Source organism: Bradyrhizobium sp. 62B (assembly GCF_030272265.2).
GTDB lineage: Bacteria > Pseudomonadota > Alphaproteobacteria > Rhizobiales > Xanthobacteraceae > Bradyrhizobium.
Map to the genome: position 1 here is coordinate 2,621,633 of NZ_CP092841.2, position 22,369 is coordinate 2,644,001.

A 22,369-nucleotide genomic window follows, 5' to 3' on the forward strand; every position below is an offset into this window, starting at 1 on the left:
TCGGCGCCGGAAACCGGCGCGGGCTCGATGAAACTAGCGGATATTTGCACGAAACCAAACCTGCCCCGTCGCTACGATGAAGAGCGGAATCAATGCGTTGGCCAGGGAGAGCAAGATGCGCGTCGGTGTTCCCAAGGAGATCAAGGTGCAGGAATATCGCGTCGGGCTCACCCCGGGCGCCGTCCGTGAATATGTCGCGGCTGGTCATCAGGTAGAGGTCGAGACCGGCGCTGGCGCCGGCATCGGCGCGTCCGACGAGGTGTATCGGCGGGCGGGGGCCAGCATTGCCGACAGCGCCCGCGACATCTTTACCAGGTCCGACATGATCGTGAAGGTGAAGGAGCCGCAGAAAAGCGAGTGGGCCCAGCTCCGAGAAGGCCAGATTCTGTTTACCTATCTTCATCTTGCGCCGGATCCTGAGCAGGCCAAGGGGCTGCTTGCCTCCGGCTGCACCGCGGTCGCCTATGAAACCGTCACGGACGCGAACGGCCACCTCCCGCTGCTCGCCCCGATGAGCGAAGTCGCCGGCCGCCTCGCCATCGAGGCCGCCGGCGCCGCGCTCAGGCGCTCGGCCGGCGGCCGTGGCCTGCTGCTGGGCGGCGTGCCCGGCGTGCAGCCGGCGCGCGTCGTCGTGCTTGGTGGTGGCGTGGTCGGAACGCAGGCGGCCCGCATGGCCGCAGGCCTCGGTGCCGAAGTCACCGTGATCGACCGCTCGATTCCACGCTTGCGCGAATTGGACGATCTCTTTGCCGGACGCGTGCGCACCCGCTTCTCGACCATCGAATCGGTCGAGGAGGAAGTGTTCGCCGCCGACGTCGTGATCGGCGCGGTTCTGGTGCCGGGCGCCAGCGCACCCAAGCTGGTGACGCGCGACATGCTGAAGTCGATGCGGCCCGGTGCCGTGCTGGTCGACGTCGCGATCGACCAGGGCGGCTGTTTCGAGACCTCGCATCCGACCACGCATGCCGATCCGACCTATGAGGTGGACGGCATCGTGCACTATTGCGTCGCCAACATGCCGGGCGCCGTGCCGGTGACCTCGAGCCAGGCCCTGAACAACGCGACGTTGCCGTTCGGCCTGACGCTGGCGAACAGGGGCTTTGCTGCGGTGCTGGAAAAACCGCATTTGCGCGACGGTCTGAACGTACATCGCGGCCGCATTACCAACAGGGCGGTGGCGGAGAGTCTCGGGCTGGATTTCGCGCCGGTGGAGAGCGGGCTGGCGGCATAAGAGTACAGCTGTAGCTCCGCGGAGCCGGCGTCCTACCTCTTCGTCACCCTGTACTGCCGCAGATCCGGATCGTGCGTCATGCGCCAATAGTCCACGAAGCGCCACGGCATCGCCGAGAACACACGGCCGCTCGAGTTGCGGTAATAGGTGCTCATGCCCGGATGCGTCCAGATCATCGCCTCGTGCTCGGCGTCGACCTTGCGGACATAGTCGTCGAGCACGTCCTGGCGGACGTCGATCGCGGCGACGTCTTGCTCGATCATGCTGGCGAGACAAGTGGCGATGTAGCGGCTCTGGCATTCGGACTGGAAGATGACGCTGCCGCCATGGGCCGGGCCGGAGTTCGGCCCGAGCATGCAGAAGAAGTTCGGAAAGCCGGGCACGGTGAGGCCGAGAAACGCGGTCGGATTGTCGTTGGCCCAAGCCTCGCGCAAATCCTTGCCGTCGCGGCCGCTGATGTTGAGGCGGGCCGCCATTTCCGTCACCCTGAAGCCGGTCGCGACCACGATGATGTCCGCGGGACGATGCTTGCCGTCGGCGGTGACGATGCCGGTCTCGTCGAAATGGTCGATCGTGTCGGTGACGAGCTCGACATTGTCGCGCGTGAGCGTCTTGAACCAGTTGTTGTCGAGCAGGATACGCTTGCCGTAGGGCGGATAGGTCGGCACGCATTTCTCAATCAGGTCGGGACGGCCTTGTAGCTCCGACAGGATAAAGTCCGTCAGCTCCTGGCGGTGCCGATCGTTGCCCTTGTTGACGGCGCGCTCGGGATGCGGCCAGGCCGGATCCTTGCGCAGGAAAGGCAAGAGGCCGTCGCCGTAGCGCCAGAACATGTTGAAGCGGTACCACTGCACATAGAACGGCAGATGCGCCAGCAGCCAGCGCGCGCCTTCGCTGATCGGATCGGCATAGCCCTTCACCGGCCGCGCCCATTGCGCGCTGCGCTGATAGACCGCGATCGAGGCGACGCGGCCGGCGATCGACGGCACCAGTTGCATCGATGTCGCGCCGGTGCCGATCACCGCGACATGCTTGCCGTCGAGCGTGATGTCGTCGGACCACAGCGCCGAATGCAGGATCGTTCCCTTGAAATGCTCCTCGCCCTTGAAATGCGCGCGAGAAGGATCGTTGAGCTGGCCAATCGCACTGACCAGCGCGGTGGATTCAAAGGTCTCTTCGCCGTTGCCCGTCTTGAGCGTCGAGATCCAGCGCTTCCTGCCCTCGTCCCAGCGCGACGAGGTCAGTTCGGTGTTGACGCGTAGATGTTTTCGGATGCCGTATTCGTCAGCGACCTTCAGCAGATAACCGAGCAGTTCCTCGCGCTGGCAGAAGTAACGGGTCCATGCATTGCCCGAGCCGAACGAGTAGGAATAGGAATGGTTTGGCGTGTCGACGCCGCAGCCTGGATAGCGGTTGATCCACCAGGTGCCGCCAAGCTCGGCGTTCTTCTCGACGATGGTGTAGGGGATGCCGAGGTGGCCGAGCGCCACGCCCAGCGCGATGGCGCAGACGCCGGCGCCGACGATCAGTACATGCTGCCCGGCGAGCTTGTCGCTCGACGGCTGCTTGGTCCAGCGCGGCTCACGCGAGACAAAGCCCATCTCCTCGCGCATCAGCGGCGCATATTCCGGCGCGACGTTTTCGCCGAGACAGGCGCGCATCATCTTCAGCAGCAGCTCCTCGCCGGGGTCGGCGATGACGGGTTTTGGCGTGCCATTGACGAACAGCTTGACCACTGCGGCGCGGATTTCGTCCTGGATCTCCCGGGGTACCCCGGCCTCGGGATCGGGGATCAGGCGGATATCGCGCTTCGGCAAGTACGGCGGTGCGAGCCATTTCTCGTCCCCGGTCATGTGCACCAGCACCATCAGGAGACAGCGGATGTCGCCTTCCGCGATCGTCGAGGCAAGGTCGAGCCTGTGCGGAGATTCGATGTTCATGGCGTGTCTCCGGATCCGGTGAAGAGGCCGCGCGTCATCAGCTTGCGATAGGCGGAGATGACGTGCTCGGGCACGGCGGTGACGCCGTCTTGCGAATAGGAATAGCGGCGGCTGAGATAGCCGCGCGCGCCCATCAGCATGTGGACGATTGCCTCGAACTCCTCATCGCTATAATCGTGAATCGCGCCTGACGCGCGCGCCCGGCGCAGGATTCGGACATAGGCGACCGAAATGTTGTCGAGATGCTTCTGATAGCCGATGGGTGCGAAGAACTCGGCCTCGTTGAGGATGCGCAGGAATTCCGGCACCTCGCGGATGAAGTCGAAGAAAGCTGAGAAGCGCTCGATCTCCTGGCGTGCCGCATCCGCCGTGCCGGTGCGGGCGCGGATGAACTGGACCATGTCGAGGCCGATCTTCGGCAGCAGCTGGTCGAGCAGCTCCTGGCGGTTCTCGAAATGATTATAGAAGGTGCCTTGTGCGACGCCGGCCTGTTCCGTGATGCGGGCGACGGAGGCTTCGGCATAGCCATGCTTGCCGACGACCTTGGTGGCGGCCTCAAAGATCTTCTGCTTGGTCCAGGCGTTGCGCTCGACGCGGTTCAGCTTGGTCACCTTGGCGGTCGCTTGCCTCATTCAGACGTCTCCAGCTCGGCGCGCAGCACGCGCTTGAGGATCTTGCCACTGGGATTGCGCGGAAGGCCGTCGCGGATCACTAGCTGCTTCGGCACCTTGAAGCTCGCCAGCCGCGCCCGGCAGTGCTCGGTGAGAGCAGGGAGCTCCAGTGCGGCGCCTTCCGCCAAAACGACCACGGCGACCGGCCGCTCGCCCCAGCGTGTGTCGCGGAGGCCAATCACTGCGACTTCGCGCACCCCCGGCAATTCATAGATGACGCGCTCGACCTCGGAGGAGGCGATGTTCTCGCCGCCGGAGATGATCATGTCCTTCTTGCGGTCGGTCAGGTAGAGGAAGCCGTCCCCGTCGAGATAGCCGACGTCGCCGCTGCGGAACCAGTCGCCGAAGAAGGCGGACGCCGTCTTCTCCGGATCCTTCCAATAGCCGCGCGTGATCTTGGGACCGCGCAGGCAGATCTCGCCGGTGACGTTCGGCGGCAACGTCTTGCCGTCCTCGTCGCGGATTTCGATCTCGACATGGGCGATGGCGCGCCCGGTCGAGCCGATCTTCTCGATCTCGCGGCCGGCCTCCATGAAGGTGTCTCCGCCAACCGTTTCGGTGAGGCCATAGGCATCGATATAGCGCGCGTTCCGGAAATATTCGGAGAAGGCGCGGATGCGCATCTCCGGCGTCTTCTCGCCGCCGCCGATCGCCCATTTCAGGCTGGAGACGTCATAACAGTCACGCCTCGGGCAGGTCAGCATCGCCGTGGTCATCACGGGGGCGAACCAGGCGGCGTTGAGCTTGTCCTCGGCGATCGCCGCAAGTGCGCTCTCCGGCTCGAAATTGCGCTCGATGCGAATGAAGCCGCCATGCCAGAGCACGGCGATGCCGGGCAAATCGAGCGCGCCGACATGATAGAGCGGACCCACGACGAGCAGCCGCGTCTCGGCGCCAAGGCCGAGCGCGATCGTCTGGTCCGCGCACTTCCAGTAGAAATTGTCGTAAGAGAGCATCACGCCCTTGGGGCGGTCGGTGGTGCCCGAGGTGTACATCAGCCTCATCAGGTCGGATGGCACGCAGCGATGCATCGGCGCGGGCGGCACATCGCCTGCGAGATGCGTGATGCTCTGCTGCGCGGTCTCGTCGAGCACGACCGTCCTCGTGCCCGCGGCGTTCGCGGCCAGTTCCTTGTCGACGATCAGAAGCCTCGCGCCAGCATGGCTGGTGATGTAGCCGACCTCGTCGCGGGAGAGGCGGAAGTTGATCGGTAGAAGCACCGCGCCGAGATGGCTGGTGGCGAAGACGAACTCCAGGAACGCTGCGCTGTTCTTCATGAGCACGGCGACGACGTCGCCGGCGCCGATGCCTCGCGCAGCGAGCCAGCCTGCCACTGTTCGGACGCGCGCATCGAACGCCGCGTAGGAAATCTCCTCGCCGCGATATTTCAGCGCGGGCCGGTCCGGCGTGCGCCGGGCATGAAAGGCGATGAAGCTCGAAAGATTGATCATTTTGCGGATGTTGGGCCGGTTGCCGGCCTCGATTCCTCCCTCGATGAATTCTGACTCGTAATTCATCTTTGGCTTGACGTCACCCCCCGCCCTCTGAAATCCTTGAGAGCACGGAGACGAGACGATCTCCGGCAAGGGACCAGGAAAACGCCGACCCGAAAGAGGGAGGGGAAAATGACGAGAACCCGCAGACCGGGAATCAGCCGCCGTTCAACACTGGCGCTGATGGGCGCCGGAGCGATGACGTTTGCCGCGCCCTGGGTGGCGCGCGCCCAAGCCAAGACCGTCAAGATCGGAATGCCGACGATCCTGTCGGGCCGCGTGGCGCAGCTCGGCACGTCCTCGCGCAATGCGGTGATGCTCGAGGTCGAGAAGGTCAACGCCGCCGGCGGCCTTGCCGGCCGGCAGATCGAGATGGTGATCCGCGACTCCAAGGGCCAGCCGCAGGAAGCCGCGCGCGTTGCGCGGGAGCTCGTCAACACCGACGGCTGCGAATTGCTGCTCGACGGCGAGGCGTCGTCCGGATCGTTCGCGGTGCACGAGGTCGCGCGCGATCTCGGCGTGCTCTGCATCCACACCTGCTCGGAAGCATCCTCGCTCACGGCTGATCCAAAGCAGCACATCCCCAACGCGTTCCGCTGCGTCCGTCAGGGCATTCACGATTCCATCGTGGGCGGCAGCTACGCCGCCTCGATCGCCAAAACCAAGGGCTTGAAGAAATGGGCGACCTGCTCCCCCGACTACGCCTATGGCCGCGACACCACCGGCGAGTTCACGCTGTACCTGAAGCGCTTTGCGCCTGACGTCGAGATCATCAGCGAGTCCTGGCCGAAGCTGTTCCAGCCCGACTACACCGAGGTGGTGACGAAGATTTTGCAGGCCAAGCCGCAGGCGCTGTACTCCTGCCTGTGGGGCGGCGATCTCACCTCCTACATCGACCAGGCCAACATCTACGCGATGTTCAATCAAATGGAGGTGTTCGCGGTCAACATGGCCGATTACACCGCGCTCACGGTGGTGAAGAACCTGCCCAAGGGCATCCATTCCGGCAATCGCTACATCAAGACGTTCCCGACCACGCCGGAGAACGCCGCCTGGGGCGATGCCTACAAGGCCAAGTACAACGAATACCCGACCAATTGGTCGTGGCAGAACGCGACCGCGGTGATGTTCCTGGCCGAAGCCGCCAAGAAGGCAAACTCGGCGGACGGCAAGAAGCTCGCGGAGGTGCTGAAGGGCCTTACCATCAAGTGCCCGTTCGGCGCGGACGGCACCGTGACGATGCGCGGCGACGACCACACCTTGGTCGGCTACGCCATCGGTTGGGGCACCACGATCCCGCAGGAGCCCTATGTGCCCGAGGTCAAGGCCGGCGACTGGAAGACGATTTTCGAGCTCGAGGCCGAGTGGAAGAAGAGCAAGGGCTACACCTGATCCGATGCGCGGCGGGGGCGGGTGACCGTCTCCGCCGTTTTCGTTTGGTCCTCCGCGCCGTCTTGGGCGCGCGACAATGAAAGTGCTTCCGTGGACATCGACGCGCTCGCCGGCTGCCTTGCCAGCTCCGCCTGCCTGGTGACGCAGACCACCAGCGGCCTCATCATCGGCATGCTGCTGTTCCTGGTCGCGGTCGGGCTGACCCTGATTTTCGGCGTGCTCAAGGTGGTCAATTTCAGCCACGGCGCCTTCTACATGTTCGGCGCCTATTTCGCGATGACCGCCTATCAGCTCACGGGGAGCTTTGCGCTTGCGATGCTGGCCGGCGCAGCCGGCACGGCGATCCTCGGCCTGATCTTCGAGCGCGTGTTCATGAGCCGGGTCTATGGCGCCGACGTGTTGATGCAGCTCCTCGTCTGCTATGCCTTCGTGCTGATCTTCGACGATATCGTGCGCATCATCTGGGGACCCGAATTCAAGTCGATGGGCATGCCCTCGGCGTTCCAGGTGATGCCGCTGTTCATCGCCGGCGGCGTGGTGCCGCCCTATTATCTGCTGCTGATCGGCGTCGCGCTCGTCGCGGCGATCGTGCTCGGCATCGGGCTCTCGCGCAGCCGCATCGGCAAGGTGATCCGCGCCGCCGCGCATAATCCCGGCATGGTCTCCGCGCTCGGCATCAACACCGGTCTGATCTATGGCGGCGTGTTCGCGCTTGGCGGCATGCTGGCGGGCCTTGCCGGCGCGCTCGCAGCACCGGTGCGCTCGCTGACGCCGGGGATGGGTTTTTCGGTGCTGATCGAATCCTTCATCGTCACCGTGATCGGCGGCATGGGCTCGATCCTGGGCGCGCTGATCGGCGCGCTACTGCTGGGCCTCATCCGCTCGTTCGGCTCGCTCGGCTTTCCCTTGTTCACGGAAGGGCTGATGTATCTGTTCATGGTGATCGTGCTGGTCTCAAAGCCCACCGGCCTGTTCGGCAAGGAGGCGGCATGACCGAGCTCGAGGCCGGGCGTGTGCAAGCTTTGGTGTCGGCCCGCAACGGTGCCTTGCTGCAGCGCTATCGCGACGTCCTGATTGCGCTGCTCGCCTTCACGGTGCTGGCGAGCCTTCCGCTGTTGACGGGCAGCAAGGCGCTGCTCGATTTCGTGATCCGCTGCTCGGCTTACGGCCTGTTCGCGACGTCGCTCAATCTCCTGGTCGGCTACACCGGGTTGACCTCGTTCGGCCACGGCATGTTCTTCGGCCTTGGCGCCTACGGCTTCGGCCTGATCATGCAGAAGCTCGCCGTGCCCATTCCGGTCGCTTTCGTCGCGACGCTCGCGATCACGGCGATGGTCGCCGCTGTGATCGGCGCGATCTGCGTGCGGCTGAAGGAGATCTATTTCGCCTTCGTCACGCTCGCCTTCCAGATGCTGATCCACTCGACCATCCTGTCCTGGGCGTCCTTCACCGGCGGCGATCAGGGCCTGCGTGGCGGCATTCCGAGGCCTGCGTTTCTCGGCATCGACCTGTCCAACCACGTCCATCTGTATGTCACGAGCTGCGCGCTTTTGATCCTCGGCCTGCTGGCGATGCGGCAGATCGCGCAATCGCCGTTCGGATACACCTTGCGCATGATCCGCGACAATGCCGCGCGCGCGAGCTTCCTCGGCATCGACGTCTGGCGCGCCAAGCTCACCGTCTTCGTGCTGGCGGCGCTGTTCGCGTCCATGGGTGGCATGGTGATGGCGCTGTTCGTCTCGGGTGCCTATCCCGAGTTTGCCTACTGGACCATCTCGGGCGAAGGCATTTTCATCAACATGCTCGGTGGCGTCTCGACCTTCCTCGGCCCGATGGTCGGCACCGTGCTGCTTCTGCTGCTCAACGACACCGTCACGCGCGTCACCGAGTATCACGGCATCGTGCTCGGCGTGGTCATCCTGTTCTTCGCGCTGGGCCTGCGCAAGGGCCTGCTCGATTTCGTCGCCGAATGGGTGGCGCGCCGGCGCGAGACGGGCGAGGGGCGCTAGCCATGCTCGAGATCCGCAACCTCGCAAAGTCCTTCGGCGGCGTGAAGGCGACCAACAACGTCTCGCTCGACTTCCCTGACGGCTCGCTGACGGCGGTGATCGGCCCGAACGGCGCCGGCAAGAGCACGTTCTTCAACCTGATCACCGGCGCGCTCAAGCCTGACACCGGACAAGTGCTGCTCGACGGCGTCGATCTCGCCGGCCGCTCGCCGCCGGAGATCGTGCGGCACGGCATCGGTCGTGCCTTCCAGGTCGCCAGCATCTTCAAATCGCTGACGGTGCAGGAGACCATGCTCGCTGCTGTCAGCGCGGACCAGCGTTCATCCGCGGTGCTGCATAAACGCTTTCCGTTGCCGGAGACGCGGGACCGCGCCGAGCATGTCATGGAGCTGCTGGGGCTCGCAAGCAAACGCAATCGCACCGCGGCGACGCTGTCGCACGGCGACCAGAAGCTCCTCGACATTGCCCTTGCGCTGGTGCTCGAGCCGAAAGTGCTGCTGCTGGACGAGCCGACGGCCGGCATGGGACCGGAAGAGCGCTGGCGCATGATCGACAAGGTGCGGGAGCTCTGGGAGATCCAGAAGATCGCGGTCGTCTTCATCGAGCACGACATGGACATCGTGTTCAAGATCGCGCCCAAAATCGTCGTGCTCTGCTACGGCCGCATCCTGGCAACGGGCACGCCCGACGAGATTCGCAACAACAGCGCCGTGATCGACGCTTATCTCGGCACCGAGCATGCGGGAGCGGCCGCATGAGTGCTGTCGTCATCGAAGTCGCCGATCTCGACGTCTATTACGGCACCAGCCAGATCCTGTTCGGTGTCGGCCTGACGGTGCGGCAGGGCGAGACCATGGCGCTGCTCGGCCGCAACGGCGCCGGCAAGTCGACGACGATGAAGGCGATCATGGGGCTGGCGCCACCACGGCGCGGCCGGGTGAGCCTGCACGGCGCGGTGATTTCCGGCCGCAAGCCGCACCACATCGCACGTGCCGGGCTCGGCTTCGTGCCGGAGGATCGTCAGATCTTCCCGGAGCACAGCGTCGAGGACAATCTGGTCATCGGGAAGAAGCGCGGGCCCGAGGGCCAGGACGAATGGCCGATCAAGCGCATCTACGACGTCTTCCCGCTGCTGGAGCCGCTGCGCCATCGCATCGCCGGGCGCCTCTCGGGCGGCGAGCAGCAGATGCTGGCGATCGCGCGCACGCTGATGGGCAATCCGGCGCTGCTGCTGCTGGACGAGCCGAGCGAGGGGCTCGCGCCGATCATCGTGCAGCGGATCGGCGAGCTGCTGCGGCAGCTCCGTTCACTGGGATCGACCGTGCTGATTGCCGAGCAGAACATGCATTTCTGCTTGGGCCTTGCGAGCCACGCCACGGTCATCGACAAGGGCCAGATCGTCTATGCCGCCGGAATCGACGAGCTCAAGGCCAACGATACCATCCGGCGGCGTTATCTGGCGCTGTAACGGGCGGACCGGTGCCCAAATAGGGCATCAGAAGAAAACTATTGTCTCAGGGGCCTCCGGCGGAAGGAGTTTCCCCTCCGGGAGGCAAAAACGCCAATCGCTTCCATTGCCGTTTTCGGCCGAAACGACGACATTCTCATCACGATTTGATGGATTGACGGTCATGGAACGCACCGGATTTGAGCCCTTCGGCGAGCAGCTGGTGTCCGCAACGGACACTCAGCCGAAGTCGCGTGCCTCCAAGCTCCTGCTGCGGGCCGGCACGACGGTGTTCTGGTCGCTGGTCGCCGGCATCGTGCTGGCGCGGGCGGCTTTCTTCGAGCCGGGCGTCTATGACGGCTTCAGCCGGGTCGCTTCGCTGGCCAAGAGCCTGATCTTCTAAGGCCGCCTGAGCTTCTCAGCCGCTTATTCCGAGCTGACGACAGAACTTCCCTCGGCCCTGATATGCCGAAAACTTATTCCCCAATCTGATCGCCGTGCGTATAAATCTTTCTCCTCTGGGAGAGATTTGTGTCGCAGAATCAAGCATCCAGCCCGGCCGACGCCAAGCCGACCACTGCCATTAGCCGCGTCGTCGCGCTGATTCCCGGCATCCTCCTCTGCGTTGCCGTCGCTGGTGTCTCGGCCCTGCTCGAGCACCTGGAACTGGGCTTCTTCGAGCATCCCTATGTCGAAGCGCTGGTGATGGCGATCCTGCTCGGCATGGCGCTTCGCAGCTTCTGGAAGCCCGCGCCGCGCTGGCAGGCCGGGATCGCCTTCAGCGCCAAACAACTCCTCGAAGTCGCTGTGATGCTGCTGGGGGCGTCGATCAGCTTCGCGGCCATCGCCGCCTCGGGTATCGCGCTTTTGGCCTCGATCGCCGCGGTCGTCGTGATCGCGCTCTGCGTCTCCTTCGGCCTCAGCCGCATGCTTGGCCTGTCGACACGTTTGTCGATCCTGATCGCCTGCGGCAACTCGATCTGCGGCAATTCCGCGATCGCGGCGGTGGCGCCGATCATCGGCGCCAACAACGACGAGATCGCGTCCTCGATCTCCTTCACCGCGATCCTCGGCGTGATGATGGTGCTGGGCCTGCCGCTGCTGATCCCGCTGCTGCATTTGTCCGCCACACAATACGGCATCCTTGCGGGCCTCACGGTTTATGCGGTCCCGCAAGTGCTCGCAGCGACGGTGCCGGCCGGGCTCGTCTCGACCCAGATCGGCACGCTCGTGAAGCTGATGCGCGTCCTGATGCTCGGACCCGTGGTCGTCGGCCTGTCGCTCGTCGCCTCGCGCTGGCAGGCCGACGCCAAGAAGGCCAATGTGGGGTTCTTCCGCCTGGTCCCCTGGTTCATCCTCGGCTTCCTCGCGCTGGCGACGCTGCGCTCGCTGGAGATTGTGCCGAGCACAGTGGTGGCGCCGATCACGAAGATCACCAGCTTTCTCACCGTGGTGTCGATGGCCGCGCTCGGATTGGGCGTCGACGTCCGCGTGCTCGCCAATGTCGGGGGCAGGGTGACGGCCGCCGTGACGCTGTCGCTGATGCTGCTGCTCGGCATCAGCATCGCGCTGGTCCACTGGTTCAAGTGATAGACGGGAAGCTGCCGTAGGATGGGCAATGGTGCGAAAGCGCCGTGCCCACGATCTCTCTGGTATCGCGACGGGTGGTGGGCAGGCTTTGCTCTGCCTGCCCTAAGAGACTGTCATCGTCGTACGCGGGAGAGCTAAATCAGAGCACATCCGCCAGCGAGTGCCCGTGCAGCTCGATGTTGAGCCCCTGCATGCCCATGTCGTTGATCTCACCGCCCATCGCCTTGAGGCTTTCCTCGCGGATCAGCGACATGAGGCCACGGCGGAGCGCCAGAAACTCCGACGACATCATCATGGATTGCTGGCGGGGCCGCTCCAGCGGGATCGGGATCTCCGCCTTGATCGAGCCGGGGCGCGCGGTCATGCAGTAAACGCGGTCGGACAGGAAGATCGCCTCGTCGATGTCGTGGGTGACGAACAGTACCGAGATCTTCAGCCGCTGCCACATATTGGTGAGGATCTGCTGCATGATGACACGAGTTTGCGCGTCGAGCGCGCCGAACGGCTCGTCCAGCAGTAGCACTTTCGGACCGGTGGCGAGCGCGCGGACGATGCCGACGCGCTGCTTCATGCCGCCGGAGAGTTTTTCCGGATAATGCTTCTCGAATGCCTCGAGCCCGGCGAGGCCGAGCAGCGTGCGTGCCGCCCGCTCGCGCTGCGAGCGCGGCATGCCGCGCATCTTCAGGCCGAACTCGACGTTCTCGCGCACCGTCTTCCAGGGAAACAGCGAATATTGCTGGAACACCATGCCGCGCTCGGCGCTGGGGCCGTTCACGCGCTCGCCGTCGACGGTGACGATGCCGGTGGTGGGCTTGAGGAAGCCGGCGACTGCGTTGAGCAGCGTCGACTTTCCGCAACCGGAGGGGCCGACGATCGAGACGAACTCGCCGGGCTTCACATGGATTTGCGTATCGGTGACCGCCTGTACCGGTCCCTCGATGGACTCATAGGCGAGGGAGAAGTTCTTGACCTCGATATGGCCCTTCGGCGTGGCCGCAATGATCTCGTTCACGTCGTCCTCCATGGCATCACCAAACGTCCGGCCCCCCGGATCAACATGCTCGATCCGAGCCCGAGCACGCCGATCGCGATCATGCCGAGCGCGATGTCGGCGTACTGGACCAGCGAATAGGCTTCCCAGGTGAAGTAGCCGATGCCGTATTGCCCGGAGATCATCTCGGCGGCGATCAGCGATACCCAGGCGACGCCCATGCCGACGGTGAGGCCGGTGAAGATGTGCGGCATCGACGCGGGGAAATAAACCTCACGGAAGATCGAACGCTCGCGCGCGCCGAGACATTGCGCGGCGCGGACCAGCACCGGATCGACCAGCGACATGCCGTGCAGCGTATTGACGAGGATCGGAAAGAACGAACCGAGGAAGGTGATGAAGACGATGCTCTGCTCGTTGGTCGGCCACAGCATGATCGCCATCGGCACCCAGGCGATCGCGGGAATCGGCCGCAGCACCTCCGCCACCGGGAAGATCACCTCGTGCACCAGCTTGAAGCGGCCCATGATCAGACCGAGCGGTACGCCGACGATCGCAGCCAGCGAGAAGCCGATGAAGATGCGCCGGCAGCTGAGCAAAATGTGCATCAGGAATTTGGGGTCGTGGATCGCCTTGGTGAAGCTTGCATAGACCGCGAGCGGCGAGGGTACGTTGGTGAAGCGTACGAAGAACACGACGCGATAGGTCGTGAGCAGGTGCCAGACCAGCAGGAATGCGAGCAGCGAGATGACGCCGATGGCAGTCGCGCGCAGCCGGCCCTGGTTCAGCCGGTACCATCGCAGCGCGAGCGTGCCGAAAGAGGGCGGTGTTGCGGGAGGTGTGACGGCGGGCGCGAGGCCCGCCTCTGCAATGGCCGGTGCCGGCATGCTGTCCTCGGAATGTCTGAGGAGGGCGGGACTGCTCAAGTCTTGCCTCCGCCGACGGCGATCTTCACTGCGTCATCGAAGCCGAGCACCTTGCCGCTGATCTTGGCGGCGTAGGCTTCGGCATCCTTCTTGAGAAGGAACGGGGCGACCTCGCCATTGCCGACCGCGAAGAAGGCCTGATCGGCGAATAGCTTGATGCCGCGGGTCGTATCGAAGACGTAGGCCACGTTGATCTTCTTGCCCTTGGCCTTGTAGTCAGCGTAGGCGCCAAGTGTGCAGGCGGCGGACGAGAAGGGCATGATGCCGGCATCATCCACCCAGACCTCGCCGGCCTTGCGGGGCTCGGTGATCGGTTTCTTGCAGAAGGAATCTTCGCCGGAAATCTCGTAATTCTTGGTGCTCGCAAGCTGTGTGTCGTAGTCGAGCTTCATTTCGGCATAGGCCTTGCGGATGTAGCTGTCGTCGACCCATTTCTTTGGATCGAATTCCTTCATGCGGCCGAGGTTCTGGAGAACCTTCACGTCAGCCGTGGCCGCATCAATCAGAGCGGGCTTCACCGTCGGATCGGTGGTCATGTTGCCGCTCGGCCCCAGGAAAATGTAGACGACTTCCTTGTTGATGCCGGTCCATTCCTGGATTTTTCCGGCGGCGAGCTTGGGATCGTCGCGCAGCCACTGATTGGCGGCGATCAGCGCCTTGAAATAGGCAACGACGACCTCCGGATACTTTTCGGCAAAGTCGGTGCGGACCACGATGCCGTGGAACGTCGGCAAGTTCGTCTCGACGCCGTCGAAGATCTTTCGTGCGAAGCCGCGGAACGGCAGCAGCTCGGCAAAGGGGACGAAGTCGGCATGCGCGTCGATCTTCTTCTCCTGAAGATTGGTCGAGCCGACCTCGGGGCTCTGACTGACGAGCTGGAAGAAGTCCGATGCGTAGCCGCGATCCTGCATTGCTTTCAGCACCATGCCGTGTGCGGCGGAGCCGAAGGGAACGCTGACCAGCTTGCCCTTGAGATCGGCAAGATCGTAGTAGGAGGAGTCCTTGTGGACGACGAGGCCATTGCCGGAGCCTTCGAGGCTGTAGGCGGCGATGCCGATCAAGCGGCTCTTGCTCTCGGGGTTACTTTCGAAGGTGAAGCCGTTCACGATCAGCGGATAGTCGCCCATCATGCCGATCTGCAGCTTGTTCGCCATCATCGCATTGGTGACGGGCGGACCGGAGGTGAAGTTCTGCCACTCCAGCTCGAACTTGATGTTGGCGTACTTGCCGTCCTTCGGCAGGTACTTTTCGAGGAGGTGCAGCTGTCGGATGACGACGCCCGCAGTCACCGTGTTGGTCGTGGTGTCCTGCGTTCCGATGCCGAGCGTGACGGTTTCCGCGGAGGCTGGCGGCGCAGTTAGAAGCGCCAGCGACGTCACCGACATCGCGATTGAGAGCGTGGGAAGATGGCGGACCATTCTCATCCTCATTCGGTTGGATGTGCTGTGGTGGCCATGATTGGGTGAGGGAGGGGGCAGGGCAAATCCGGAATGGTGACCGCAGTCGATTAGTTGCCGGGAAAAGGTGATTGCATACTCCTTGGGCAGTCCTGCACTATAAAGCCGCTTGCCTGTGCACCGGCCTTGGCCGCAAATTCGCCTAGTCAGATGCGTGACCACGCATCTCCTCCAATATGTCGGTCCGGCAGACCACGATCTGTGACCGCTTGGTCTGCACGATTCCCTTTTCCTGCATGCGCTTCAGGCTGATCGTAACCCATTGCCTGGTGGCGCCGACCATGTGGGCGATGTCGGCATGGGTGAAGGCGGCCGCGATCACGCGACCGTCGGCATCCTCGACGCCGTAAAGCTCGACGAGATGGAGCAAGAGATGCGCGAGGCGCTGGGTGATCGAGCGGGTCCCCAGCATCTGCGCCAGGGCGGAATAGCATTTGCCCTTGAAGGTAAGGCCTTCGATCAGGCCGATCGCGAGGTTCGGGATCTCGGCGGCGAGGGACCGAAGTTCCTTTCCGGGGAGGTGCACGACGCTGCAATTGCTGGACGCAACGCCGGACCATTGATGCACGGTGCCTTCGAAAACCTCAGGCCCGCCGACGAAATTGCCGACATGCCAGTAGGCGAGCGTAATCTCGCGCCCGAGCGGCGAGGTGTAGAACACGCGTATGCGGCCGCTCTCGATCAGCCAGATGCCGTCATGCTTGCCACCCTGGCTGAACAGCGTCTGGCCGCGGTTCAGTACCTTTCGTCTTCCCTGCTTGAGCACCAGCTCCCGCTCGCGCGGCGTGAGCTTGTCCATCAGCGGCGGTGGGCCGCCGATCCATTGCTGGTTCTCGGTGAGCAGCAGCGAGGAACTGCCCGCAGGCCGGACTGCGGGGGGCACGGTCCCGCGAACCACGTTTGCCGCCTGCAACATCATCTGCCTCCGGAACGTTCAAATCGTTCTAAAGAGGAGCAATGTCCGTGCCAGATGGGGGGCGAGGTTTCCTCTGCCGTCATGCCCGGGGGCCTGTCCCGGGCATCCACGTTCTTGGAGCAGCAGGAAATTCAGGGATAGCCGGGACAGCCCGGCCGTGACGCTGGTTTGAGCAACCGAACGCTTAGGATGCAGGGTTGTCTGCTGCAGCCAGGCTCAGCAAATACGGCTTCGGGTAAATCCCCCGGTTGTGCCCATCCGAGAACGCGATGTTCAGCCCATAACCGAGATCGCCGATCTCGGTGATCGCAATGCCCGGGAACGTTTCCGGGAATCGACCGTCGAAGCGGGCGCGGGTGCAATGGGCGCATTTGCAGGAGAGGCGGAGCGTTTCGGCGGGCACGGCCAGTGCGTCGTCCTGCGCAGTTCGGACGAGCAGCGATGCCAGATCGGCACTTGTTTCGTAGTCGGCAACGGTCGGTGCCACCAGGGTCATGGTCATGACAAACCTCCGGCTTCTTCCTACGTCGACGCGGAGCCGGACGGATAGCAACTAATTGCCGAAGCGGATGCGTGGTGCCCTCTTCAGGGCCTTCCGCTCGATCATCGTCCGCGAAATGTGAAACTAATCGACCGGGAATCTCACTTCCGAATTGCCGGACTCTCTTCTCTCCGTGACCTTGACGCCATCGAGAAGGAGAGATCATGAGCGCCTTTCAGAGGGAAACGGTTTTGTCGGTCAGGCACTGGACTGAATCCCTGTTCAGCTTTACCGCGACGCGCGATCCCGGCTTTCGATTCCAGAACGGTCAGTTCGCGATGATTGGGCTCGAAGTCGAAGGCAAACCGTTGATGCGGGCCTACAGCATGGCCAGCGCCAATCACGAGGAAGCGCTCGAGTTCTTCTCGATCAAGGTGCAGGATGGCCCGCTGACCTCGCACCTGCAGAAGATCAGGGAGGGCGACATCATTCTCGTCGGCCGCAAGGCGACGGGCACGCTGATCACCGGCAATCTCATTCCCGGCAAGCGCCTCTTGCTGCTCTCGACCGGAACGGGGCTCGCGCCGTTCGCCAGCCTGATCAAGGACCCCGACGTCTACGAGAATTACGAGACCATCGTGCTCGCCCATGGCTGCCGGCAGGTCTCCGAGCTCTCTTATGGCGAGCACCTGGTCGAAGGCCTGCGCAATCATGAGTTCTTCGGGCCGCTGATCCGCGACAAGCTCGTCTACTATCCCACCGTCACCCGCGAGCCATTCAGGAATCGCGGCCGCATCACCGACTTGATCGCATCGAACCAGCTGTTCGACGACATCGGCCTGTCAGGCCTCGATATCGAGACCGACCGCATCATGCTGTGCGGCAGCCCGGCGATGCTGGAGGAACTTCCCGCGATGTTTTCCGCGCGCGGTTTTGTCGAGGGCAATCACAGCCGTCCCGGCCATTTCGTGATCGAAAAGGCCTTTGTCGAGCGCTGACGCGCAAATCGCACCCCGGCGACAACTAATTGCTATCGCCGGAACGTCTGCTGAACAAATCTGATGCAAAGGCGCCGGACCTGCCGGCGAACCAGGAGCAAGTGATGTCACTAGATCAGATCGTCGACGGACTTTCGGAGGTTTCCTGCGATGTGCTGGTGATCGGCGGCGGCACGGCCGGCCCGATGGCGGCGCTGAAGGCAAAGCTGAAGAATCCGAAGGCCAATGTCGTCCTGCTCGAAAAGGCCAACGTGAAGCGCTCCGGCGCGATTTCGATGGGCATGGACGGCCTGAACAACGCCGTCATCCCCGGCTATGCGACGCCGGAGCAGTATACCAAGGAAATCACCATCGCGAACGACGGCATCGTCGACCAGAAGGCGGTCTATAAATACGCGCAGAATTGCTACTCGATCATCGAGGAGCTCGACAGTTTCGGCATCCGTTTCCTGAAGAATGAAAATGGCGACTACGCCGTCAAGAAGGTGCACCACATTGGCACTTACGTCCTGCCGATGCCGAACGGCGAGACCGTGAAGAAGGCGCTGTACCGCCAGCTCCGCCGCGCCCGTATTTTGATCTCCAACCGCTATATGGCGACGCGGCTGCTCAAGTCCGCCGACGGCCGCATCGCCGGCGCGGTCAGCGTCAACACCCGCACTGCCGAGATGCTGGTGATCAAGGCCAAGGCCGTCATCCTTTGCATGGGCGCTGCCGGTCGCCTCGGCCTGCCGACCTCCGGTTACATGTTCGGCACGTATGAAAACGCCGCCAATTCAGGCGACGGCTACGCCATGGCCTATCACGCCGGTGCCGCGCTCGCGAACCTTGAATGCTTCCAGATCAACCCGCTGATCAAGGACTATAATGGTCCGGCCTGCGCCTATGTCGCCGGCCCCTTCGGTGCCTATACGGCGAACAACGAAGGCTCGCGCTTCATCGAATGCGACTACTGGTCCGGCCAGATGATGCTGGAATTCTACAACGAGCTCCTGTCCGGTAAGGGCCCGGTGTTCCTCCAGCTCAAGCATCTGCATCCCGACACCATCTCCGAGATCGAATCCACGCTGCACAAGGTGGAGCGTCCGACGCGCGGTCTGTTCCAGCAGGGACGCGGGGTCGACTATCGCAGCGAGTCGATCGAGATGCACATCTCCGAGATCGGCTTCTGCTCCGGCCACAGCGCCTCCGGCGTGTTCGTGGACGACAACGCCCGCACCACTGTGCCGGGCCTCTACGCCGCCGGCGACATGGCGAGCGTGCCGCATAATTACATGCTTGGCGCCTTCACCAACGGATCGGTCGCCGGCACTGACGCGATGGAGTACGCCGACAACCACGATTTTGCGGAGTTCGACGCCGCCGACATCGCGATGGAGCGCGATCGCGTGATGGCGCCGACCAAGCGCGAGGACGGCATTCCGCCGAACCAGGTCGAATACAAGACCCGCCGCCTCGTCAACGACTATCTCCAGCCGCCGAAAGTCACGCGCAAATACGAGCTCGGCATGCGCCGCCTCGCCGAGGCGCGTGAGGACATGCAGGAGCGCATGATCGCGCGCAACGCGCACGAATTGCTCCGCGCCCTCGAAGTACAGTCGATCATGGACTGCGCCGACATGGCGGCGCACGCCTCGCTCTACCGCGAGGAGAGCCGCTGGGGTCTCTATCACTGGCGCACCGATTTCCCGGAGAAGGACAACGAGAACTGGTTCTGCCACACGCTGCTGTCGAAGCAGGACGGCAAGATGACCAGCGAGAAGCGCGCCGTGGAGCCCTATGTCGTGCCGATCGCCGACGACGAGAAGGATCTCTACGACAAGCAGCGCATCCGCGCCTCCGCCTGACCCACCGCGCCACAGCAACAGGAGACATCACATGCCTCTCGCGTCCTATCAGACATCGGTTCCGGTGGTCGTCGACGACGCCAAGTGCATCGCCGACAAGGGCTGCACCGTCTGCGTTGACGTCTGCCCGCTCGACGTCTTGCGCATCAGCGACATGACCAACAAGGCCTACATGGCCTATGACGAGTGCTGGTACTGCATGCCTTGCGAAGCCGATTGTCCGACCGGCGCCGTCACCGTCAATATTCCCTATCTGTTGAGGTGAACATGTCGAGCCCGTTCGAGTCCTACGACGACCTCGAAGACGCGGACGAGCGGCTGCAGGCTGCCGATCCCGCCGAACGCCGCGTCGCCATCATTGCGCTGGGCCATTCCGGCGATCCGGCCGCGGTCGGACATCTCGCCAACATGGTCGCCGACCCCGATGCAGGCGTGCGCCAGCAGGTCGCGATGGCGCTCGGCGAGTTCGACGGTCCGGAGGCGGCAAGCGCGCTGGTGAGACTGCTGGTCGACCCCGAGAGGATCGTCGCGGCGGCCGCCGCCGACAGCATGGCCGAGTTCAAGGATCCTGCTTGCGCGGGCGTGATCCTGCCGCTGGTGAAGCACCCCCACGCCTTTGTCCGCATGGGCGCGCTGCGTGCGCTCAAGGAATTGCGAAGCAAGGACACATTGAAGCCGGCGCTGGAAGCGCTCCAAGACACGGACGCCGCCGTGCGCGTGCAGGCAATCGGCGTGATCGGTTTCCTCAAGCTGGAAGAATCGATTCCCGCGCTGACCGCGCTGATCAACGATCCCGACGCGCATGTCCGCCGTGCCGCCGTGAGCGCGCTGGCGTTCTCGCAGATGAAACCCGCGGCCGAGACCATCACCCGTGCGTTGAAGGATAGCGACTGGATGGTCCGCGAGATGGCCGCGGAAACGCTGGGCTTGAACGCCAATGGCGCGATCGCGGCCGACCAACTCATCGGCTCGCTCGCTGATGAATTCTGGCAGGTGCGGCTGAAAGCGATCCGCAGCCTTGGCCGGATGAAGATCGAGCGTGCAGTGCGGCCGATTGGCTATTGCGTCAATCACGACCAAGCCAACCTGCGTAAAGAAGCGGCCGCCGCGCTCGGCGAGATCGCCCATCCCGACGGTGAGGCGTTCCTCGCCGTGATCGCTGACGATCCCGATCCCGAAGTCCGCAAGAATGCGCGTTGGGCGCTGCAGCAGATCGCGGCGCGCAAGGCGCGAGCAGGCGCGTAAAGGGGAGGGCCGGGACATAGCGGGCCTTTCGCGGCCGCTCTGGACTTCCCCCGCCAGACGTTTATTGGTCTTCGCCAATGGGATCAGCGGCTGCAAACGCGGCTGGTCCTTAGAAACAGCGAGGGCGCGGCCATGACGACATTGACGGTGAAGGACCTTCTCCCCGAGGATGGAACGAAGGGGACGCTGGTCGGCCGCGTCTGGTTGCCACAGGTGAACGGTCCGGCCGTCGTCGCCGTGCGCGGTGATGGCGTCTTTGACGTCACGGCAAGGTTTCCGACCGTCAGCGCGCTGTGTGAGGAAGACAATCCGGCCAAGGCGCTTGGCTCGACCAAGGGCGAGCGCATCGGCGAACTCGAGGCGATCGTTGCCAACACCGCTCCCGACGGGCGTGATCCGAACAAGCCCTGGCTGCTCGCGCCTGTCGATCTCCAGACATTGAAGGCGGCCGGCGTCACCTTCGCGATCTCGATGCTGGAGCGCGTCATCGAGGAACGGGCCAAGGGCAATCCCGCCTCCGCCGAAGCCATCCGCAAAGAAGTGACGCGGCTGATCGGCGATGATCTGTCAAAACTCAAGCCGGGCTCGGATCAGGCCATGCACCTGAAGCAGGTGCTGATCGACCAGAACGCCTGGAGCCAGTATCTCGAGGTCGGCATCGGCCCAGATGCCGAGGTCTTCACCAAGGCCCCGACGATGTCGTCCGTCGGCACCGGCATGGATGCGGGCCTGCATCCGAAATCGACCTGGAACAATCCGGAGCCGGAGTTGGTGCTGTTCGTCTCCAGCCGCGGCAAGATCGTCGGCGGCGCGCTCGGCAACGACGTGAACTTGCGCGACTTCGAGGGCCGTTCGGCGCTGCTGCTGTCGAAGGCCAAGGACAACAACGCGTCCTGCTCGATCGGCCCGCTGCTGCGCCTGTTCGACAACACTTTTACGCTCGACGACGCGCGCAAGCTGGACATCAGCCTGAACGTGAAGGGTACGGACGGCTTCGTCCTCGACGGTCATTCCTCGATCAGCAAGATCAGCCGCGATCCAACCGACCTCGTCGCGCAGACTATCGGCAAGATCCATCAATATCCCGACGGTTTTGTGCTTTTCCTCGGCACCATGTTCGCGCCGGTCAAGGATCGCGATGCGCCGGGGCAGGGCTTCACGCACAAGCGCGACGACATCGTCACCATCGCTGCGCCGGAGCTCGGCAAGCTGGTGAACCGCATGCGCACCAGCGACGAGTGCGAGCCCTGGACCTTCGGCATCGGCGCGCTGATGAAGAACCTGGCGCAGCGGAAGCTGATCTAGTTCTTCGCCTCTTCCGCCTGCGGCGAGAGGCCGACACGCGAAGCGTGGCGGGTGAGGGCGCTTTCCACGAGTCGTTTGGCCCGATAACGGCCGAACCTCCATCCCCGTCCTTGCGAGCGCAGCGAAGCAATCCAGAATGTTTCCGCGGAGGGATTCTGGGATTGCTTCGCTGCGCTCGCTATGACGGGCAGAGAGCTCGCACGGCCGTTTATCTCCGTCGCTGCGGATGGGCGCCTGCACCCACCGCGCAAAATTCCCTTCATCTCCCCGTTGCATCTCTGGAACAAAGTCGCGCTGAGCGTGTCATAAAACCGCGCGCTCGCCCTTCCGCGCGTTTTCCTCCAAATAGTCAAATAATATGACTAGTCGGAACTCGTCTCCTGTGAAATAGTGCCTCCCGCCGCCTCAAAGGCCAGCCTGCGGGTGCCAT

General features: G+C 63.6%; 21 protein-coding genes. 13 read left to right on the forward strand and 8 right to left on the reverse strand.

The features are described from left to right. The first annotated feature begins 115 nt into the window (after positions 1-115). Positions 116-1,231, forward strand: coding sequence for an alanine dehydrogenase (gene ald / locus ML401_RS12285; RefSeq protein ID WP_211417571.1), 1,116 nt, complete (start codon positions 116-118; stop codon positions 1,229-1,231). Positions 1,232-1,263: 32 nt separating this feature from the next. On the opposite strand, the gene ML401_RS12290 is transcribed toward ald, so the two are convergent. The 3 genes from ML401_RS12290 to ML401_RS12300 are packed head-to-tail and all read right to left on the reverse strand — an operon-like array spanning position 1,264 to position 5,293. Further along, a complete protein-coding gene (locus ML401_RS12290; protein WP_285812076.1) occupies positions 1,264-3,171 on the reverse strand; it encodes an NAD(P)/FAD-dependent oxidoreductase in 1,908 nt (635 codons plus the stop codon). Beyond that, positions 3,168-3,803, reverse strand: a complete 636-nt coding sequence (locus ML401_RS12295; RefSeq protein WP_285812077.1) for a TetR/AcrR family transcriptional regulator — start codon at positions 3,801-3,803, stop codon at positions 3,168-3,170. The genes ML401_RS12290 and ML401_RS12295 overlap by 4 nt, the downstream gene beginning before the upstream one ends. Then, on the reverse strand, positions 3,800-5,293 hold the full coding sequence (locus tag ML401_RS12300) for an AMP-binding protein (protein WP_376717369.1): 1,494 nt from the start codon (positions 5,291-5,293) through the stop codon (positions 3,800-3,802). The genes ML401_RS12295 and ML401_RS12300 overlap by 4 nt, the downstream gene beginning before the upstream one ends. A 174-nt stretch (positions 5,294-5,467) precedes the next feature. Here ML401_RS12300 and ML401_RS12305 point away from each other — a divergent pair, with 174 nt between their 5' ends. From ML401_RS12305 to ML401_RS12335, 7 genes are all read left to right on the forward strand, one after another. Continuing rightward, complete coding sequence (locus ML401_RS12305; protein WP_285812079.1) at positions 5,468-6,727, forward strand: ABC transporter substrate-binding protein; 1,260 nt, start codon at positions 5,468-5,470, stop codon at positions 6,725-6,727. A gap of 90 nt (positions 6,728-6,817) precedes the next feature. Beyond that, a complete protein-coding gene (locus ML401_RS12310; protein WP_211417567.1) occupies positions 6,818-7,720 on the forward strand; it encodes a branched-chain amino acid ABC transporter permease in 903 nt (300 codons plus the stop codon). Beyond that, a complete protein-coding gene (locus ML401_RS12315) occupies positions 7,717-8,736 on the forward strand; it encodes a branched-chain amino acid ABC transporter permease (RefSeq protein WP_285812080.1) in 1,020 nt (339 codons plus the stop codon). The genes ML401_RS12310 and ML401_RS12315 overlap by 4 nt, the downstream gene beginning before the upstream one ends. 2 nt (positions 8,737-8,738) lie before the next feature. After that, complete coding sequence (locus tag ML401_RS12320; protein ID WP_285812081.1) at positions 8,739-9,494, forward strand: ABC transporter ATP-binding protein; 756 nt, start codon at positions 8,739-8,741, stop codon at positions 9,492-9,494. Continuing rightward, complete coding sequence (locus tag ML401_RS12325) at positions 9,491-10,204, forward strand: ABC transporter ATP-binding protein (protein WP_212067086.1); 714 nt, start codon at positions 9,491-9,493, stop codon at positions 10,202-10,204. The genes ML401_RS12320 and ML401_RS12325 overlap by 4 nt, the downstream gene beginning before the upstream one ends. A gap of 163 nt (positions 10,205-10,367) precedes the next feature. Then, positions 10,368-10,586, forward strand: coding sequence for a hypothetical protein (locus ML401_RS12330; protein WP_211417564.1), 219 nt, complete (start codon positions 10,368-10,370; stop codon positions 10,584-10,586). Positions 10,587-10,714: 128 nt separating this feature from the next. After that, positions 10,715-11,773, forward strand: a complete 1,059-nt coding sequence (locus ML401_RS12335) for a YeiH family protein (protein WP_285812083.1) — start codon at positions 10,715-10,717, stop codon at positions 11,771-11,773. 139 nt (positions 11,774-11,912) lie between these two features. On the opposite strand, the gene ML401_RS12340 is transcribed toward ML401_RS12335, so the two are convergent. The 5 genes from ML401_RS12340 to ML401_RS12360 form a co-directional block, all read right to left on the reverse strand. Further along, positions 11,913-12,785 carry an ABC transporter ATP-binding protein gene (locus tag ML401_RS12340; RefSeq protein WP_285812084.1) on the reverse strand — a complete coding sequence of 291 codons (873 nt, stop codon included), beginning with the start codon at positions 12,783-12,785 and terminating at the stop codon, positions 11,913-11,915. Next, positions 12,782-13,690, reverse strand: coding sequence for an ABC transporter permease (locus tag ML401_RS12345; RefSeq protein WP_211417561.1), 909 nt, complete (start codon positions 13,688-13,690; stop codon positions 12,782-12,784). The genes ML401_RS12340 and ML401_RS12345 overlap by 4 nt, the downstream gene beginning before the upstream one ends. Continuing rightward, entirely contained in the window at positions 13,687-15,108 is a 1,422-nt protein-coding gene (locus ML401_RS12350; RefSeq protein ID WP_211417560.1) for an ABC transporter substrate-binding protein, read from the reverse strand. Before ML401_RS12350 ends, ML401_RS12345 begins: the two co-directional genes overlap by 4 nt. Before the next feature lie 181 nt (positions 15,109-15,289). After that, a complete protein-coding gene (locus ML401_RS12355; RefSeq protein WP_211417559.1) occupies positions 15,290-16,066 on the reverse strand; it encodes a Crp/Fnr family transcriptional regulator in 777 nt (258 codons plus the stop codon). Between the two features lie 181 nt (positions 16,067-16,247). Continuing rightward, positions 16,248-16,559: a gamma-butyrobetaine hydroxylase-like domain-containing protein gene (locus ML401_RS12360; RefSeq protein ID WP_194408244.1), complete on the reverse strand. Its 312-nt coding sequence runs from the start codon at positions 16,557-16,559 to the stop codon at positions 16,248-16,250. 209 nt (positions 16,560-16,768) lie between these two features. On the opposite strand from ML401_RS12360, the gene ML401_RS12365 reads away from it, so the two are divergent. From ML401_RS12365 to ML401_RS12385, 5 genes are all read left to right on the forward strand, one after another. Then, on the forward strand, positions 16,769-17,542 hold the full coding sequence (locus ML401_RS12365) for a ferredoxin--NADP reductase (RefSeq protein WP_285812085.1): 774 nt from the start codon (positions 16,769-16,771) through the stop codon (positions 17,540-17,542). 104 nt (positions 17,543-17,646) lie between these two features. Beyond that, positions 17,647-19,389 (forward strand): fumarate reductase/succinate dehydrogenase flavoprotein subunit, encoded by a 1,743-nt coding sequence (locus ML401_RS12370; protein WP_211417558.1) that lies wholly within the window; start codon positions 17,647-17,649, stop codon positions 19,387-19,389. 31 nt (positions 19,390-19,420) lie between these two features. After that, positions 19,421-19,654: a ferredoxin family protein gene (locus ML401_RS12375; protein WP_007593252.1), complete on the forward strand. Its 234-nt coding sequence runs from the start codon at positions 19,421-19,423 to the stop codon at positions 19,652-19,654. 2 nt (positions 19,655-19,656) lie between these two features. Further along, complete coding sequence (locus ML401_RS12380) at positions 19,657-20,634, forward strand: HEAT repeat domain-containing protein (protein ID WP_194407255.1); 978 nt, start codon at positions 19,657-19,659, stop codon at positions 20,632-20,634. A gap of 132 nt (positions 20,635-20,766) precedes the next feature. Continuing rightward, entirely contained in the window at positions 20,767-21,939 is a 1,173-nt protein-coding gene (locus ML401_RS12385; protein ID WP_285812093.1) for a fumarylacetoacetate hydrolase family protein, read from the forward strand. Positions 21,940-22,369: the final 430 nt, after the last annotated feature.